Below are 17,098 nucleotides of genomic sequence, written 5' to 3'. Positions count from 1 at the left end.
CCAATCAGTTTACTAAGGTAACAATAGGTTAGGTAGTTACAGCTACCTAGCCTCTCCACCGAGTTAAATTAATAATAGGAGATTCTGATGGCTAAATCAACTACTCAAATTCAAGCAGAAAGCGATAATAAACGAGGAATTAAAGCAAAAACTTATAAGCTCCCTATCACTACAGTTGAACTCATTGATGAATTAAGTAAAGAACATGGAATACCACAAAATCAATTAATCACTCAGGCGATTGCATTACTTGATGAAAAGTTTAAGAGAGACTACATAAAATTATGAAAAATGATCAATAAGTATACGTGAAATGTGATAGATCATTAAAAGAGCCCAAACACTATAGATTGGGCTTTTTATTAAAATTAAGCCTATGATTTATATCAGATAAAAAATTCATATAAGGCTTATTATGTTAATTTTAGAGAAACTAATTAAAAGCTTCTAGGTAGTTTATTAATTCAGTTTTCCCTTGTTTCTGTGCTCTTTCAAATGCCGTTTCTTTGTATTTATTTTTATGTTTCATATCTATTCCATATTCAGCTAAGAACTGTAATCCGTATAAGTTATTATAATCTACGAAAACATGTGGCATTTGGAACACTGGATCCTTACCTAATGGGTCACAACCTAAATTTATCAGTAATTTATAAATTTCAGCGTTCTGATTAAGTCCAGCAATAGCTAAGCCTTTTTGTGTCACTGTTTTTATAAAATAATCTTTAAAATGATCGAAAAAATAAAAGACCATTTCATCTGAATATATAAATGCCAATTCAAGTGGTGTATAGACTAATGATTTTTTCTTTGGATCTGCACCAAGTTTTAATAGTTTCTTTGCTAATGTAATATTATTCCTTTTAATACTTAAGCCTAAAGGTGTTCCTGCACCTTCAAGTTTTTTATTTAATTCACTTCTACTTATTTTTTTGGAGAGCAAAAAATCTATCTGATCAACTAAATTAAGATGGCAAGCATATACTAGGGTTTCTTTTACTTTTTCTTGTTGAAGGCTTTTCTGTAATCGAATTTTTTTTTCTTCATCAGATGGAGCCACATCATAAGTTTGATATAAGATCAATTCCATTGCATCATCCCAAAATAACTCAGGATTGTAATCAGTATGATGTATTACTTTTTTATCCATAGAATAATAGCTATAAATTCCATTAGCTAAATCAGGACTATCCATAAGATCATGTATGTATTGAAAGATATTATTAACATTTCCAATAATTTCAAATTCTCTGTTATCTGTTTCATAAACAACCGCGTATCTTAGGTGATTAGTTTTATTCATCAGGAAGAAAAAGTCTGAAGTAATATTTAGGCTATCTACTTTTCTTAAAATTGTAGCTATCACTGTATTCATATGCTGAGCTAAATATCAAAAATTTCCATTTAGTATAACGAAAAGTTCTGCAATGTTTGTTCTATTTAACATAATGGCCGTTATGCGACATCTTTTTTATATCAATATCTTAAGTTATAACTTTTATAAACATCTAGTTCAATCGATTTATAGGACAGTCGGTTTCTTTATCAATGACAACCTATGTTCCGTGTGACGGAAAGCCATTTATCTAAAAAGGCCAGCGATTGCTGGCTTTTTTGTGTCTAATTTTTGGCCCAAACAATATGTATAAATTTTATACAATCTTCACTCTCACCATCGACCCGCTGCGCAGTTGCCCGCCCCACCTGCGGTTTCTATATAGGGCTGTTTTACTGCAAAGGAGGAAAATGTAGAAATAGGCTCTGTAGGTGCTTATAGAATGCGATTTAAGCCACATTAATACAAAAATTGATACTACATCTTACTACAACAGAACACAGGCTATTTCGTGGGAATTTGAGGCATTAGGAATTGATACGTTTTAATCATATTTAAGTCTATTTGTAGAGCTAAATTGGATATATACAAAACCGAAAATAAAAAATAAATACAAATATTGAACCGATTGTTAGGTATGCATCGAATTTTGAGGTAATAAAGAAATTAATTACTTAAGTATATGTTTTTCATGTAATTAAAAATTTCATTTTCATGTAATATCTTGTAATTTTAGAAGTAATTTTCTATAAACCATTGATTTTAAGATGATTAATTTAGTTTAAAAATAGCTCTTTATATCAGCAATAAAATACTTCAATATTTCATAAAAAATACTTATCAAAATACACAATAAGACTATGTTTTATATAATATTATTTATAAATATTACTTTTATTACTTCAAAATTTTACCCCCACCCAAATTTTTTAAACTATCTGTTTAGAGGCTTTTTGGATGATTTAGACTATTTAACGATCGAAAACTGGGGAATTTGTGGGAATGAAAAACAGGTTTCAGACATAAAAGCATTCAAAGAAATAAAGAGTAAAAGAAAGATTAAAAATATAAAAAAAAGAAGCTATGTATTTTTTACAATGTATAAACCATTGATTTATATATATATGGTCGGAGCAGTAGGATTCGAACCTACGACCCCCTGGTCCCAAACCAGGTGCACTACCAGGCTGTGCTATGCTCCGAATTGGGGTGAATGATGGGGCTCGAACCCACGACAACCGGAATCACAATCCGGGGCTCTACCAACTGAGCTACATCCACCATAACATTTGATTCTACAATACCAAGCTACCAAATGGCGCGCCTGACAGGATTCGAACCTGTGACCATCCGCTTAGAAGGCGGATGCTCTATCCAACTGAGCTACAGGCGCGTAACCGATGATATAACTATCATGCGATATTTCGCCGATCTTAAAATAACAAAACAGCTTATTTTAAGTGGTCGGAGCAGTAGGATTCGAACCTACGACCCCCTGGTCCCAAACCAGGTGCACTACCAGGCTGTGCTATGCTCCGATCTATCTCAGCTTTTGCTATATCGCACATCGTGCGGTACGGTGTGCATTCTAGGCGCGACGTGTGATTACGTCAACACCTAGAATTAAAAAAAATTAAAAATCCTTATCGAATGTATATTTAAGCAGCATTTTAGCGTTTTAATGAAGCACTGAAAGCCAACATCCGATCCAGAGGAACTTTAGCACGTTCTGCAAGCACAGGATCCACATGTATTTCCTGATCTGCATGCTGCAATACATGCAAAATTCCATCTAGCTCATTCATTGCCATCCATGGGCAATGTGCACAGGACCGACAGGTTGCACCCTCACCCGCGGTTGGGGCTTCAACCAAAATTTTATCTGGAACCGCTTGCTGCATCTTATAAAAAATACCACGATCGGTTGCTACAATTAAACGCTGATGTGGCAATGTTTGAGCAGCTTTGATCAGTTGTGAAGTACTACCAACAGCATCTGCAATTTCCACCACTGATTCTGGTGATTCAGGATGTACCAAAACAGCAGCATCTGGATACAACGCTTTCATATTGGCAATACCACGGGCACGAAACTCTTCATGCACAATGCAGGCACCATCCCAAAGTAACATGTCTGCGCCAGTTTTCTTTTGGATATAGCGACCTAAGTGTTGATCCGGTGCCCAGATAATTTTTTCACCCAAACCATCGAGATGTTCAATAATCTCTACTGCACAGCTTGAAGTGACCACCCAATCTGCACGTGCTTTAACTGCAGCCGAAGTATTCGCATAAACTACAACTGTATGATCAGGATGCTGATCACAAAATGCAGTGAACTCATCAACTGGACATCCCAAATCCAGCGAACAAGTTGCTTCAAGGGTAGGCATCAAAATGGTTTTTTCTGGAGATAAAATTTTGGCGGTTTCCCCCATGAACTTCACACCTGCGACAACCAAGGTAATTGCAGAATGATCTCGTCCGAATCGCGCCATTTCTAGTGAATCAGATACACAACCACCAGTTAATTCAGCGAGTTCTTGTACATCGGGATCACAATAATAGTGCGCTACTAGTACGGCATTACGTTCTTTGAGTTCTGCTGCGATTTCAGCAAATTTTGCCTGCTTTACATCGGGACTTAAGTGTTGGTCTTTCGGCTCACCTAAGCGATCTAAATGCGCCTGCACAATGTTTTTTGCTTCATTGGCAATTAAATTCGCACTGCTCATAAACGTCTTCTCATCCTTTACGCATACTGGCTGGCATGCTTGTAACGTTGCATCACAAGTTATTGGCGATGATGCTATAACTTATTACCTCAAGAGGCTGTTAAAAAGCCTCACGAAGGAGGCCTTTTGTTGTTTACATTATAACTGAATATTTAAGATCGGTAATCTGCATTAATTTTCACATAATCATAAGACAAATCGCAGGTATAAACCGTATCTTTAGCCTGACCACGCCCCAGATCGACAAGAATGGTAATTTCTTTCTCGACCATCACCGCAGCACCCATCTCTTCCGTGTAATCAGGATTCGCACCACCATCCAGACAGATTTGCACATCGCCCAACCACACCTGAACTTTATTGCTATCCAAGTGTTCAATACCCGCTTTACCAATAGCCATCACAATACGCCCCCAATTTGGATCGGATGCAAACAAAGCCGTTTTGATTAGAGGTGAATCTGAAATGCTATAGGCTACGTCACAACATTCTTGCGTATTGGCTCCACCTTCAACAGTCACAGTAATGAATTTAGTCGCACCCTCACCATCCCTTACGATGAGCTGCGCCAAACGATTCATAATACGAGTTAGTACCTCAAGTACCACTGTATAACGTAAATCATCACTAGACTGGATTTGCTGACCACCCGCCTGTGCGGTTGCTACAAAAATACAAGAGTCATTGGTTGAAGTATCACCATCAATGGTAATACGGTTGAATGAATGTTCCACAGTCGTTTGCAATAGCTTTTGAACGACGGCCTGACTAAGGGGTGCATCAGTCGCCACAAAACTCAGCATGGTTGCCATATTGGGACGGATCATCCCTGCGCCCTTGCTAATGCCTGTCATAGTATAAGTGATACCATCCAGTTCAAACTGTTCAGAAGCACCTTTAGGCACTGTGTCGGTGGTCATAATTCCCAAGGCAGCATCTGTCCAGCTAGCTTCATCCAGAGTATCCAACGCAGGCTGAATTCCATTCAATAAACGCTCGATCGGAAGCTGTTCACCAATAACACCCGTTGAAAAAGGCAACACTTGTTGAACTTGCACTTGAGCCAGTTCAGCTAATTTGGCACAGGTTTTTTCAGCGTTTTCCAGCCCCACTTTTCCTGTTGCAGCATTAGCATTTCCAGTATTGATAATAAGATAACGGGGTTGCTGTTCTGAAGAACGTTCATTTAGATGTTTTTTACTCAGTAAGACAGGTGCCGCTGCAAAAGCGCTTTGAGTAAATACACCTGCAACCTGAGAACCTTCAGCAAATTCAAAAACAACTAAATCTCGTCGATTTGGGTAACGTACATAAGCCTGAGTTGAACCAATTTTCACACCTTTTACCACATGCATATGTGGCATTGTTACGTCACCAACAGCCATTTTTAATATCCGATAAATACGTTATAGAAAAAAGAAAAGCTTAGTTCAAAATGACATAAAAATCGAGCACTGGGATAGAATTTAAAGCAATAAAAAAAACCAGCAATATTGCTGGTTTTTTTATTTTAGTTTTTTAGTTGGCTGCCAATTGAGCAGATGTACCTAATAAAGCCTGTTTGGCTTTTTCTTGACTTGCGACAGATAATGCAGGGTTACTTGCCACTATACGATTAATATTTGCTGAGTTTGCCGCGCTAATCGCCGCTGTTTTTAAGATAATTGGACGGTTACCAGTATTGCCTAATGTATAACGAATACCAGTTCTTGGGCTTACAATCGTGGTCGTCTGATTCTGAACGCTTGCCTCAGCAGTGGTATTGCCTTGTGCTGCCATAACTTTATCTGCTGTGGTAGTTGGTGTCGGTTGTACATTTTCTGTTGCAGCGAATGCAAATGCTGGAATGGTTAAAGCAGTCATCGCTAATGTTTGTAATACTTTTTTCATTGTCTTTACCAGTTTTCACGTCAAGATGTGCAAGTAAATACCATTTAATCCGACAAACTGCAAATACTATTCACGGCTTGCAACATCTCGTAAAAAAAGCAGAACATAAATGTTCTGCTTTTTAAAATCAAAGAGGTGATCTAAAAATTAGATTCGACCATGACATTGTTTATATTTCAGACCAGATCCACATGGACATGGCGCATTGCGGCTCGCAGGTGGAGTAATTTGCTGTGATGACGGTACCTGTTCATCAATTTCATGATGTGTGACCGTTCCTGTTAAACCATCAACTTCATCATGTTCAAAAGACAGACGCATCGCTTCAGCTTGCTGCTGCTGTTGTGCTTCAAGTTCAGCCAATTCTTCTGGGGTAGGAATATGAACACGTGATAAATCTGTGACCACGTCGGATTTAATGATGCCTAACATATTAATAAATAAGTTAAAGGCTTCTTTTTTATATTCCTGCTCTGGATTCTTTTGAGCATAGCCACGTAAATGAATACCTTGACGCAGATAGTCCATAGCGGCCAAATGATCCTTCCAATGGCGATCCAGTGAATTCAACATGAAGTGGCGTTCAAGCGTTACGGCGGTTTCAGTCCCCATTTGGGTACGGCGTGCGCGATAACGATCAATCACTTCGTCAGTAATCCGTTGGACCAAGCCTTCTTCGTCAAGGCGGCGATCTTCGCTAAGCCATTGCTGGATGGGCAACTCCATTCCCAAATCTACACGCAAGGCATTTTCCAAACCTTCAACATCCCACTGATCGTGGATAGATTCAGGTGGAATAAAGTTCGCAATCATGCCTTTCATGACATCACGATGCATTTCTTCGATATAGTCTTGTAACGTACTTTCAGCTAAAACTTCATCGCGTTGTGAATAAATGATCTTACGCTGCTCATTATTGACATCGTCATATTTCAATAAGTTTTTACGAATATCAAAGTTACGCGCTTCAACCTTACGCTGTGCATTTTCAATAGAACGACTCACCATTTTATGCTCAATGGCTTCATCTTCTTTTAGACCCATTGCACGCATCATGGCAACCACACGGTCACCTGCGAAGATACGCATCAAATCATCTTCAAGCGATAAATAGAAACGCGATACACCTGGATCACCCTGACGACCCGCACGACCACGTAACTGGTTATCAATACGACGTGATTCGTGACGTTCTGAACCTACGATATGTAAACCACCTGCATTCAGCACGGTTTCATGATCATGTTCCCATTCAACTTTTAAACGTGCTTCATCTTCAGGCGTTGGATGTTCAATTTTAGCTAATTTGGCTTTCCAGTTACCACCCAAAATAATATCTGTACCACGACCCGCCATGTTAGTCGCAATCGTCACCGAATCTGGACTACCAGCCTGAGCAATAATATCCGCCTCACGCTCATGCTGTTTGGCATTCAGCACTTCATGCCTAATGCCTGCTTGAGTTAATTTATGCGATAAAACTTCACTGGCTTCAATCGTTGCTGTACCCACTAGAATTGGCGCACGCGTCGACTGGATGCGTTTGATTTCCTGCACAATCGCATCATATTTTCCGTTACGATTCAGATAAATTAAATCGTTTAGATCCTGACGAACCATTGGGCGATGGGTAGGGATAATCACGACATCCAGACCATAAATTTCTTTCATTTCCGCCGCTTCAGTATCAGCTGTACCTGTCATGCCTGAAAGTTTTTTGTATAAACGGAAATAATTCTGGAAAGTTGTTGTTGCAAGCGTCTGGTTTTCTGGCTGAATTTCAAGCCCTTCTTTGGCCTCAACCGCCTGATGTAAACCTTCTGACCAACGACGACCTGGCATAGTACGCCCAGTATGTTCATCGACAATAATCACTTCACCATCATGGATAATATAATGAACATCTCGGTGATACAGAAAATGTGCACGAATCGCGGCGGTTACATGATGTACCAGACTCAAGTTACTTGCAGAATAAAGACTCTCGCCTTCTGCCAACAAGCCCATTGCAATCAGTTCTTGCTCGACTTTTTCAAAGCCTACTTCAGTCATTTCAACTGAACGCTGTTTCTCATCAATCCAGAAATGACCACCATCGGCTACTTTTTCTTCTTTCTGAGCATGCAGTTTTGGTGGAATATTATTAATTGCAGCGTAAAGCTGAGAAGAATCTTCACTTTGACCCGAAATAATTAAGGGAGTCCGCGCTTCATCAATCAGGATCGAATCGACCTCATCGATAATCGCATAATTTAGACCACGCTGTTTTTTCTCTGGTAGTGAAAACACCATGTTGTCGCGCAGATAATCAAAACCGAACTCGTTATTCGTACCGTAAGTGATATCAGCTTGATAAGCATGTGCTTTTTCAACTGGAGATTGCATTGAGTAAATCGTACCAATGCTCAATCCCAAAAATTCAAATAAAGGACGGTTTAATTCAGCATCACGCTGTGCCAGATAATCATTGACAGTAATGACATGAACGCCTTGTCCACTTAAAGCATTTAAATAACACGCCAGCGTACCCATTAAGGTTTTACCCTCACCTGTACGCATTTCAGCAATTTTACCTTCGTGTAGGGTAATACCACCAATCAGCTGTACATCATAATGGCGCATTCCCATGACACGTTTTGCTGCTTCACGACAGACAGCAAATGCTTCTGGCAATAATTTATCCAGACTTTCAGCATTTTTATAACGTTCTTTGAATTCAGGAGTTTTTGCAGATAGGTCTGCATCGCTTAGTGCTGATATCGTCGGCTCGAGCGCATTGATTTGATCGACAATTTTACGCATGCGTTTAAGTTCGCGCTCATTTTTTGTACCGAAGATACCTCCGATCAGACTTGCCAACATGAATAAACTCTCTAATCCTGTTTGTTATAAGGTCTGTTAATATCAACAAACCCTAGGTCGGTTAATTTTTTCTTAGCTGTTATTATGGAGTCAGAAATAAGAACTACAAGGGTTTTGCATCCAAACAGCGAAAAAATCTGCTAGACAACTCTGACATTACACAACCAAAGAGCGTTAATGTAGCAAATTTGCATTTAAGTTACACCGATTTACATGCGATTTTCTGATCTATTTTTTAACAGCATCCCTCTTCTTTATCGTAAAAGCTCATAACGACATGCGAAAACAATAATTTTAAATGCAATAAAAACGTTGCATATTAAATGTCATACAACCAATAACGATGATACGAGGGTTTAAAATGAGCTTACGTTTAGGTGATACCGCACCCAACTTTGAACAACAATCCAGTGAGGGTGAAATTAATTTTTATGATTTTTTAGGAAATCACTGGGCCATCTTATTCTCACATCCCGCTGACTATACGCCTGTATGTACCACTGAACTCGGCTATACAGCCAAACTCAAAGACGAATTTGAAAAACGTGGGGTCAAAGCGATTGCTCTTTCTGTGGATGATGTTGAATCGCATCATGGCTGGATCAATGATATTAATGAAACCCAGAACACTACGGTGAACTTCCCAATCATTGCTGATAAAGATCGTAAGGTTTCAGAGCTATACGGATTTATTCATCCCAATGCCAGTGAAACAACAACTGTACGCTCATTAGTCATTATCGATCCAAACAAAAAAGTTCGTTTGATTATCACCTACCCAGCCTCAACAGGTCGTAATTTTAATGAAATTTTACGTGTATTGGATTCATTACAACTGACAGATAAACATAAAGTTGCAACCCCTGCTAACTGGCAGCAAGGTGAAGAGGTGGTCATTGTGCCTTCTCTTAAAGATGAAGAAGAAATTAAACAGCGCTTTCCTAAAGGTTATAAAGCAGTTAAACCTTATCTACGCCTCACCCCACAGCCTGAGTGAGATTAAAGCAACGCTTTAATCGAACGCAAGACAAGCGAAGTGCTTAGTCTAAAATGTAATGCTCTAACAAAAATAAAAGACAAGCGAATTATAGAACTGAAGACAAAAAGAATAAGGAAAATAAAATAATAACAAATAAAGCTCTTTCTCCACTCAATACCCACCTCATAGTGGGTATTTTTTTATACTCAACAGATTTGGTAAAATATGCAGACTGGGTTATAAAGGAGTCAATACACTGAAAACAATAAACTTATGATTTATAAAATTCATCATTTACATTGCGGCACAATGTGTCCTGCCTGTGCACCTTTGGTCAGTCAAAAAGGCTTAAAAGCACATATTATCTGTCACTGTTTACTTCTTGAAACTGATCGTGGGTTGGTTCTCATTGATACAGGTCTAGGCTTACAAGATTATTTACATCCGCAGCAGCGACTTGGCACATTGCTTCATAAATTTGGAAAAATCGAGAATAATCCAAAACTCAGTGCTATTCATCAAATTCAAGAGCTTGGCCTAAATCCCAAAGATGTACAGCATATTTTTGTGAGTCATTTAGATTTTGATCATGCTGGAGGGATTTCTGATTTTCCTCAAGCTACCGTACATGTGCTGGCATCAGAATTTAATGCGACACAATCATTATCTTTCAGCAATCGTATTCGTTATAAAACAGCTCAATTCAAAAACCACCGATTCTGGAATTTTATAGAACATATGCAAGGCGAAAGCTGGTTTAATCTGGAAAAAGTTTCAAGTTTACCCTTGTTTCAGGATGAAATCTTAATGATTCCATTACTAGGGCATTCTGCTGGTCATTCAGGTATCGCGATTAAACAGGAACAAGGCTGGATCTTATTTTGTGGAGATGCTTACTTTTCACATTTAGAGCTTGATCCTAAACAAAAACTCAAAGGTCTGCATGTATTTGAAAGTATGCTGGCTCATGATAATAAAATGCGTTTAAACAATCTCAAACAACTTCAATACTTAGCCCAACAGGAGCCAAAAATTGAACTGATTTGTGCCCATGATATTCAAGAATTTTTACGTTATCGCCCACTTTCATGAAAACTTTATTTTTATGCTCTCTCGGAGTGTGTGTCACTTTAAATCTATCTGGTTGTATAACCCATCCTTCGCTTCCGCTTGAGCAACGACCGACACATTGGGGCAATTTGATTAAAGCAGAACATAACTTTTATAAAATTAGTCCAGATGTGTATCGAAGTGAACAACCTTCGCCAGCATTAATAGCTGAATTACGACAACAACAGATTCAGACTGTGATTAATCTGCGCAGCCGCAATGACGATCTTAAAGTGCTGGATCAACATGAATTCAATTTAATCCATGTCCCCATTCATACGTGGGCCATCAATCGAACAGATTTGCTAAAAGTGATGCAGCATATTCAAAACGCCAAGCAAAATCGACAAAAAGTCTTGTTACATTGTTATCATGGTTCAGATCGAACTGGCGCTAGTATTGCCATGTATCGTATTGTTTTTGAAAATTGGTCGATTGAAAATGCTGTTCAGGAAATGAAATACGGTCATTATGGCTATCACCCGATCTGGGTAAATATTGAACACATATTTACCCCTGAAAATGTTAAATGGATTCGTGAACAACTCTCGAATCCATCTGAAAATAGCTAGAAACGCTTAACGCTGATCTAAGGGAACCCAATCTATAACCCAAGCTGATTTCATATTCAAACTACTGTCAGAGACAATTTTTTTACGTGCAGCATCTGCTGTGTCTCGGCTTTTAGATGGCCCAACCATAATTCGTATGCCTTTAGATGTTGGGCTTGTCGTCACCTTATAACCTTTGGCGCGCAGCTTAGAAACAACTGCATCTGCATTTGCCTGATTGGCTGCCAACGCCACTTGCACCATCCAGTTTTTATCACCATTTTCTAGTAAATCACGTGCTTTATCTGCATCTGCTTTTTTCTTGGCATCTTCTTCAGCTTTGCGTTTTTTCTCATCTGCCACTTTTTTCTCGGTTTCAGCTTTACGCTTATCTTCAGCGGCTTTCTTTTCAGCTTTTTCAGCTTCTAATTGGCGCTGTTTTTCTTCTGTAGCTTTCTTTTCAGCCGCTTGACGCTCCTGTTCAGCTTTACGTTTTGCTTCAGTCTCTTTTTGCTTTTTCAGTTGTTCAGCTTTCTGCTGTTCTGCGGCCTTTTGAACTTCAGCCTGCTTTTTCTGTTCAGCAAGTTTTTTCTCAGCATCTAGCTTTTGCTGATCCATTTTTTTCTGATCAGCCAACTTTTGCGTAATATTTTGAGCAGTGGTTTTTGCCTGATCACTCATTTCTGGTGGAATATTATCTGAACTTTCCTGAGCTGCATTGCGCCGCGCATTAATTGCTGCGTACTCTTCCGCAGCTTTACGTGCTGCTGCAGCTTCTGCTTGTTGCTGTTGTGCTAAAAAGTCAGCAGCACGAGCTTCTTGTTCTGCAACTGCTTTTTCACGAGCACGTCGTTGTTCTTCAAGCAAGCGTTTTTCAGTTTCTACATCTACAGCAAGTGGTTGCAACTGAACCATTTCGCCTGCCTGATCTGAACGATTATTGTTCTTGGCAGGTTGCTCTACCTTCTGTTGAGTTTGAACTTGAGTTTGATGTATTTCTTCTTTTCCTTTCAGGAGTAATGCTGCCAATAAAACACCACCACCTAATAAAACAACACCACCCATCCAGCGCTGTTTGTTATTCATTGACATTGTTCCAGATACTCCCACACCGCTTCTAATGTATGAAACGAACCACAGACTAAAATTAGCTGATTATTGTTGGTTTGCTCAAGTGCTAATTTAAACGCCTCTTGGACATTATCGAAGCTGTGTACAGTCTCTCCCTGTAATGCATCCATCAATTGAGATAATGATGCAGCTCGAGGTACATGTAACGGTGCAACTTTCCAATTTAAAACAGTCGGTTTTAATAGCTCTACCACTGATTTTATATCTTTATCTGCCAGCATCGAAAATACAGCAACAACTTCTGTGTACTGTTTATTGTATTCCAAGAAATTTCGCAATTGCTTTAACAAAAATTCTACACCATGTGCATTATGCCCAGCATCAAAAATAATGGTTTTATTTGCGATGACTCGTTGTTCAAAACGACCAGCAAGTTGTGCTTTTTCGATTCCTTTGGCCAATGCAGCCTGAGAAATGTTTAAACCACTTAAAAGTACCGCAGCAACCGCAGTAGAAATATTCTCAAGAGCCAAAGAGCCAAGAGGAAGTTTTAGTGTGGTTCCTGAGGATGCAAAATTCCAGCTGTAACCATCCCCTGCATCTTGATAAAAATAATCTCTTTGCGCTACATATAAGTCAGCATTGACTTGCGCAGCTTTAGTTTGAATGGCTAAGGGTAAATCCTGTAGTCCCGCAAAGATCACAGGAATCTCAGAGCGCATAATACCCGCTTTTTCAAATGCAATTTTTTCAATCGTATCACCGAGCCAATCGGTATGATCCAGACCAATATTAGTAATCACGGCAACATCGGGATCAATCACATTTACTACATCCAGACGCCCGCCTAAACCGACTTCAAGCACCCAGACATCACATTGTTTTTGTTTGAAAATGAGGAAAGCTGCCAAAGTGGTGGCTTCAAAAAAGGAGAGGCTTAATTCACATTGACGACGTGCTTGATCGACTTGTACAAAAGCATGAATGAGAGTTTGGTCATCGACTTCCTGACCGTTCAATTTAACACGTTCATTAAAACGATAAATGTGGGGAGATTGATAAAGCCCGACCTGATAGCCTTGTTCATTTAAAATAGAGGCTAACGTGGTTGTAGTTGAACCTTTACCATTGGTTCCAGCCACTGTAAACACCTTGGCTTGAGGTTGCATCACCCCAAGCACATCAGCAACTGGAATCACACGCTCTAGACCTAAATCAATGCCTGTAACGTGAACATGGCTCCAATAATCGAGCCATGTTTCTAAATTATCTGTTATTTTTGGAGCATCATGTTTCAAGGTAAGTTCATCAATTTCGCCACGATACGCGATACAGTATCACGTAATGCATGGCGATGAACAATTTGATCGATTACACCATGATCAAGCAAATATTCAGCGCGCTGGAACGGTTCATCCAGTTTTTCACGAACAGTTTGTTCGATTACTCGTTTACCCGCAAAACCAATCATGGCTTTCGGTTCAGCAATATGGACATCGCCGAGCATTGCCAAAGATGCCGTTACACCACCGTATACTGGATGGGTCAAAACTACGATGTATGGTAAATGTGCATCTTTCATTCTCTGAATCGCAGCAGAGGTACGTGCCATTTGCATAAGTGATAACATGCCTTCCTGCATACGCGCACCGCCAGAAGCAGCAAAACAAATTAAAGGCTGCTTGAGTTCAATCGCACGTTCAGCCGCTTGAACAAAGCGATCACCCACAACTGTTCCCATTGAGCCACCCATAAAATCGAACTCAAAAGCACAGGCAATCATTGGGATATTATTTAAACTGCCCTGCATCACAACTAAAGCTTCTGTTTCGCCAGTTTTGCTTTGTGCTTCACGCATACGTTCAGGATAAGGTTTACTATCAACAAATTTAAGCGGATCTTTGGCTGCAAATTCCTGACCCAGCTCAGCCTGAACCTGATCAAAGAACCATGTAAGACGATCACGTGCCTTCATGCGTAAATGTTCATCGCATTGTGGACAAACATAGGCATTGAATGCAATTGCAGTACGAGTCACCAATGCATGACATTCAGGGCATTCAATCGTTGGCTCAGTAAATGTTGCCTTAAGAACTTGTTGCTCATCAGGCATGTGGATGCCAGGAACATGGCGTTCAGTCCACGGTGTTGATGGGCTAAGAATTTTCCCTGATTTCACTTCTTGATTCATACTAACTCGTCGAGCGCAGCTCGAAGCTCCTTGATTTTATTGACCGTTTTTTCAACCGCTTGGTCGATTGCCAATGTAGCAAAAGGTTTAACTAAAGCACTTCCCACGATCACCGCATCGGCGACCTGTCCCATTGCTTTGGCAGAAGAGGCATCACTAATCCCAAAACCCACACCTACTGGTACGTTCGTATGCGCTTTGATTTTGGCAATACGCGCCGCTGCTTCAGCTGTATCCAATGTGGCAGCACCCGTTACGCCTTTGAGTGACACATAGTAGATAAAACCACTAGCCTGTTTCACCACATGCTGAATACGCTCATCAGTCGAGGTCGGTGCAAGTAAAAAGATTTGATCCATGTCATGCTGTTTCAGCACGGCATCCAAATCTTTGGCTTCTTCAGGTGGCATATCCACCAAAAGAATGCCATCTACGCCAGACTCTTTCGCAGTCGATACAAATTTTTCATAACCAATGACTTCAACAGGATTTAGATATCCCATTAAAACCACAGGCGTTTCTGTATCATTTTTACGAAATTCCTTGACCATATTCAATGCATCTAGTGTATTGGTTCCACCTGCCAAGGCGCGTTCGGCCGCAAGTGCAATCACTGGGCCATCTGCCATCGGATCAGAAAATGGTAAACCCAGTTCAATCACATCTACACCAGCATCCACCATTTTATGTAGTAACGGTACAGTGACATGTGGTTCTGGATCACCCGCCATCACATAAGAAACCAACGCTTTACGTTGTTGGGATTTAAGCTGTTCAAAACGAGTGGCGAGACGTGACATAGGGTTGTGCTTTCCTTGATTATTTAAAACCTGATTTTAAAAAAGGGAGTTGTTTGTAGAAATACAGAACATCGCATTGTAACGCTATTTTTTGCTCATTGAACAGTCTTCGCATTCGCATATACGCTATTGTTGTGATTCCCTACAACCCAGACTGTACATTTATCAATATTTTACTTTTTTTCTCAATGATCAAAGCTTCCTATTTTTCGACGTAATTTCGGGAAATGAAAAACCAAAACAAAAGAAAATTTATAAAAAAAATGATATAAAAACAAAAATATAATGTGCTTTATAGCTAAACTAAATACGTCTACTGATTTATGAAAAATATGGCACTTTCATATACACAACGGTAAAACTAGTTTATGGAAAACCACAATCTTGAGGATGTACTTATAAAATTTGCACCCTTTTCAGTCGATAATCTGACCTATTTAAACATGTTTTAAATACTGTTTTGGCGTTTGCCCCGTCCAGCGTTTAAAAGCACGTCCGAAAGCACTTTGATCGGCATAACCTAATAATGTCGCGATTTCGACCAGAGAACGCCCTTGCTGTAAATAATATTGACTGAGCTGCAAACGATATTCATCCAGAATATCCTGAAAATTAAGCTGATATAATTTTAATTGTCGTTGTAAGGTTCGCTCAGAATAATGCATTTGTCTGGCCACATATTCCTGAACAATCTCATTTTGTTGTTTTAAGCCTTGTTCAATAAATCCCCGTACTTTTTGTTTTAATATCTGCTGGCGATGTTCAAAAGTATCAGTCTGTTGTAAGGATTGTTTGGCTTGGTTTGATAACACTTGATTCAATTGCTGATCAGCAGCAAAGCTTCTGGCCAATAATACATGGTGATCAAAACAGATTTTGTATTGCCCCACATACACCTGAATTTTACAGCCAAAAAATTGTTCATAATGGCTTAATGACAAATGTGGCGTCAGTCCCAGTTGAATAAAACTAGGAGGGATTAACTGTTCCTGCACAATCAGTTTGGCGATTTTAAAAATCATCGCTAAGTTTAGCTCATAAATTTCACGATAATCCTCATAATTTGCACTCCATAGAATCTGAATCAGTTGATCTTGCTCCACGATTTTTAATCGTTCCAGATTGGTTTGTTTAAATAACAAAGGATAATATTGCTCAAGCAGATACAAAGCTTGTTGTAGATTTAAACTGGTGGATGCCAGATAACCCATCATGCCTACATCTTGTAAGCTGGCATGTTCAGCCATCACTAGGCTAACAGGCCGTTTAAAATACAGCTGGAGCTGTTTGAGTAGCTGCACATAAACATTTAAGTCGAAACCTTGTTCAGAATCACGATGTAAAGCCTCAGTAAATTGCTTCCACTGAGTCAGTTGTTCTGAGCCACTTAGCAGGGATTCCAGTTGATAGTGTTGCAAGACGCGATGTAGAAGGCGCACATATCCCACAATGATTTTCACCGACATAGATACACCTTTTTAGACTGATGTCGCTATTTGTATAAAATATGGCAACAACTGTCAAAACAAAACGGATGGCTGTCGCCATACTAAAATCATTCTTTCAACCGAGA

The 17,098-nt window shown here is 39.4% G+C and carries 14 protein-coding genes and 4 tRNA genes; 4 read left to right on the top strand and 14 right to left on the bottom strand.

Annotated elements, in window-relative coordinates:
• Positions 1-87: 87 nt before the first annotated feature.
• The gene (locus tag IAE20_RS02600; protein ID WP_200481481.1) at positions 88-288 is read left to right on the top strand and encodes a hypothetical protein; all 201 of its coding nucleotides are present in this window, start codon (positions 88-90) and stop codon (positions 286-288) included.
• 145 nt (positions 289-433) lie between these two features.
• Here IAE20_RS02600 and IAE20_RS02595 read toward each other — a convergent pair whose 3' ends face one another.
• The 9 genes from IAE20_RS02595 to secA form a co-directional block, all read right to left on the bottom strand.
• Positions 434-1,375, bottom strand: coding sequence for an ankyrin repeat domain-containing protein (locus IAE20_RS02595; protein ID WP_200481482.1), 942 nt, complete (start codon positions 1,373-1,375; stop codon positions 434-436).
• Between the two features lie 1,086 nt (positions 1,376-2,461).
• Positions 2,462-2,538 (bottom strand) — tRNA-Pro (locus tag IAE20_RS02590).
• A 3-nt stretch (positions 2,539-2,541) separates the two neighbouring features.
• A tRNA-His gene (locus IAE20_RS02585) sits at positions 2,542-2,617 on the bottom strand.
• Between the two features lie 35 nt (positions 2,618-2,652).
• Positions 2,653-2,729: transfer RNA gene (locus tag IAE20_RS02580), tRNA-Arg, on the bottom strand.
• Positions 2,730-2,797: 68 nt separating this feature from the next.
• Positions 2,798-2,874, bottom strand: a tRNA-Pro gene (locus tag IAE20_RS02575).
• 132 nt (positions 2,875-3,006) lie between these two features.
• Positions 3,007-4,071 (bottom strand): quinolinate synthase NadA, encoded by a 1,065-nt coding sequence (nadA, locus tag IAE20_RS02570; RefSeq protein WP_200481483.1) that lies wholly within the window; start codon positions 4,069-4,071, stop codon positions 3,007-3,009.
• 152 nt (positions 4,072-4,223) lie between these two features.
• Positions 4,224-5,456 (bottom strand): bifunctional glutamate N-acetyltransferase/amino-acid acetyltransferase ArgJ, encoded by a 1,233-nt coding sequence (gene argJ / locus IAE20_RS02565; RefSeq protein ID WP_200481484.1) that lies wholly within the window; start codon positions 5,454-5,456, stop codon positions 4,224-4,226.
• Positions 5,457-5,589: 133 nt separating this feature from the next.
• Positions 5,590-5,961, bottom strand: coding sequence for a hypothetical protein (locus tag IAE20_RS02560; protein WP_200481485.1), 372 nt, complete (start codon positions 5,959-5,961; stop codon positions 5,590-5,592).
• Between the two features lie 147 nt (positions 5,962-6,108).
• Positions 6,109-8,823, bottom strand: a complete 2,715-nt coding sequence (gene secA, locus IAE20_RS02555) for a preprotein translocase subunit SecA (protein ID WP_200459350.1) — start codon at positions 8,821-8,823, stop codon at positions 6,109-6,111.
• A 361-nt stretch (positions 8,824-9,184) separates the two neighbouring features.
• On the opposite strand from secA, the gene IAE20_RS02550 reads away from it, so the two are divergent.
• The 3 genes from IAE20_RS02550 (at position 9,185) to IAE20_RS02540 (ending at position 11,484) form a co-directional block, all read left to right on the top strand.
• A complete protein-coding gene (locus tag IAE20_RS02550; RefSeq protein ID WP_200459349.1) occupies positions 9,185-9,820 on the top strand; it encodes a peroxiredoxin in 636 nt (211 codons plus the stop codon).
• 255 nt (positions 9,821-10,075) lie between these two features.
• On the top strand, positions 10,076-10,894 hold the full coding sequence (locus tag IAE20_RS02545; protein ID WP_200481486.1) for an MBL fold metallo-hydrolase: 819 nt from the start codon (positions 10,076-10,078) through the stop codon (positions 10,892-10,894).
• Entirely contained in the window at positions 10,891-11,484 is a 594-nt protein-coding gene (locus tag IAE20_RS02540) for a dual specificity protein phosphatase family protein (protein ID WP_200481487.1), read from the top strand. Before IAE20_RS02545 ends, IAE20_RS02540 begins: the two co-directional genes overlap by 4 nt.
• 6 nt (positions 11,485-11,490) lie before the next feature.
• Here the strand turns inward: IAE20_RS02540 and IAE20_RS02535 are convergent, their stop codons facing one another.
• From IAE20_RS02535 to IAE20_RS02515, 5 genes are all read right to left on the bottom strand, one after another.
• Entirely contained in the window at positions 11,491-12,555 is a 1,065-nt protein-coding gene (locus IAE20_RS02535) for an SPOR domain-containing protein (protein WP_200481488.1), read from the bottom strand.
• Positions 12,546-13,832: a bifunctional tetrahydrofolate synthase/dihydrofolate synthase gene (folC, locus tag IAE20_RS02530; protein WP_200481489.1), complete on the bottom strand. Its 1,287-nt coding sequence runs from the start codon at positions 13,830-13,832 to the stop codon at positions 12,546-12,548. The genes IAE20_RS02535 and folC overlap by 10 nt, the downstream gene beginning before the upstream one ends.
• On the bottom strand, positions 13,829-14,725 hold the full coding sequence (accD, locus tag IAE20_RS02525; protein ID WP_200481490.1) for an acetyl-CoA carboxylase, carboxyltransferase subunit beta: 897 nt from the start codon (positions 14,723-14,725) through the stop codon (positions 13,829-13,831). Before accD ends, folC begins: the two co-directional genes overlap by 4 nt.
• Positions 14,722-15,525 (bottom strand): tryptophan synthase subunit alpha, encoded by an 804-nt coding sequence (trpA, locus tag IAE20_RS02520; protein ID WP_200481491.1) that lies wholly within the window; start codon positions 15,523-15,525, stop codon positions 14,722-14,724. Before trpA ends, accD begins: the two co-directional genes overlap by 4 nt.
• 437 nt (positions 15,526-15,962) lie before the next feature.
• On the bottom strand, positions 15,963-16,991 hold the full coding sequence (locus tag IAE20_RS02515; RefSeq protein WP_200481492.1) for an AraC family transcriptional regulator: 1,029 nt from the start codon (positions 16,989-16,991) through the stop codon (positions 15,963-15,965).
• Between the last annotated feature and the right edge of the window lie 107 nt (positions 16,992-17,098).

The sequence above is a fragment of the Acinetobacter sp. S54 genome (genome assembly GCF_016624945.1).
Classification (GTDB): Bacteria; Pseudomonadota; Gammaproteobacteria; order Pseudomonadales; family Moraxellaceae; genus Acinetobacter.
Note: the sequence above shows the minus strand (reverse complement) of the source record. Positions and strands in the feature narration are given on the sequence as shown.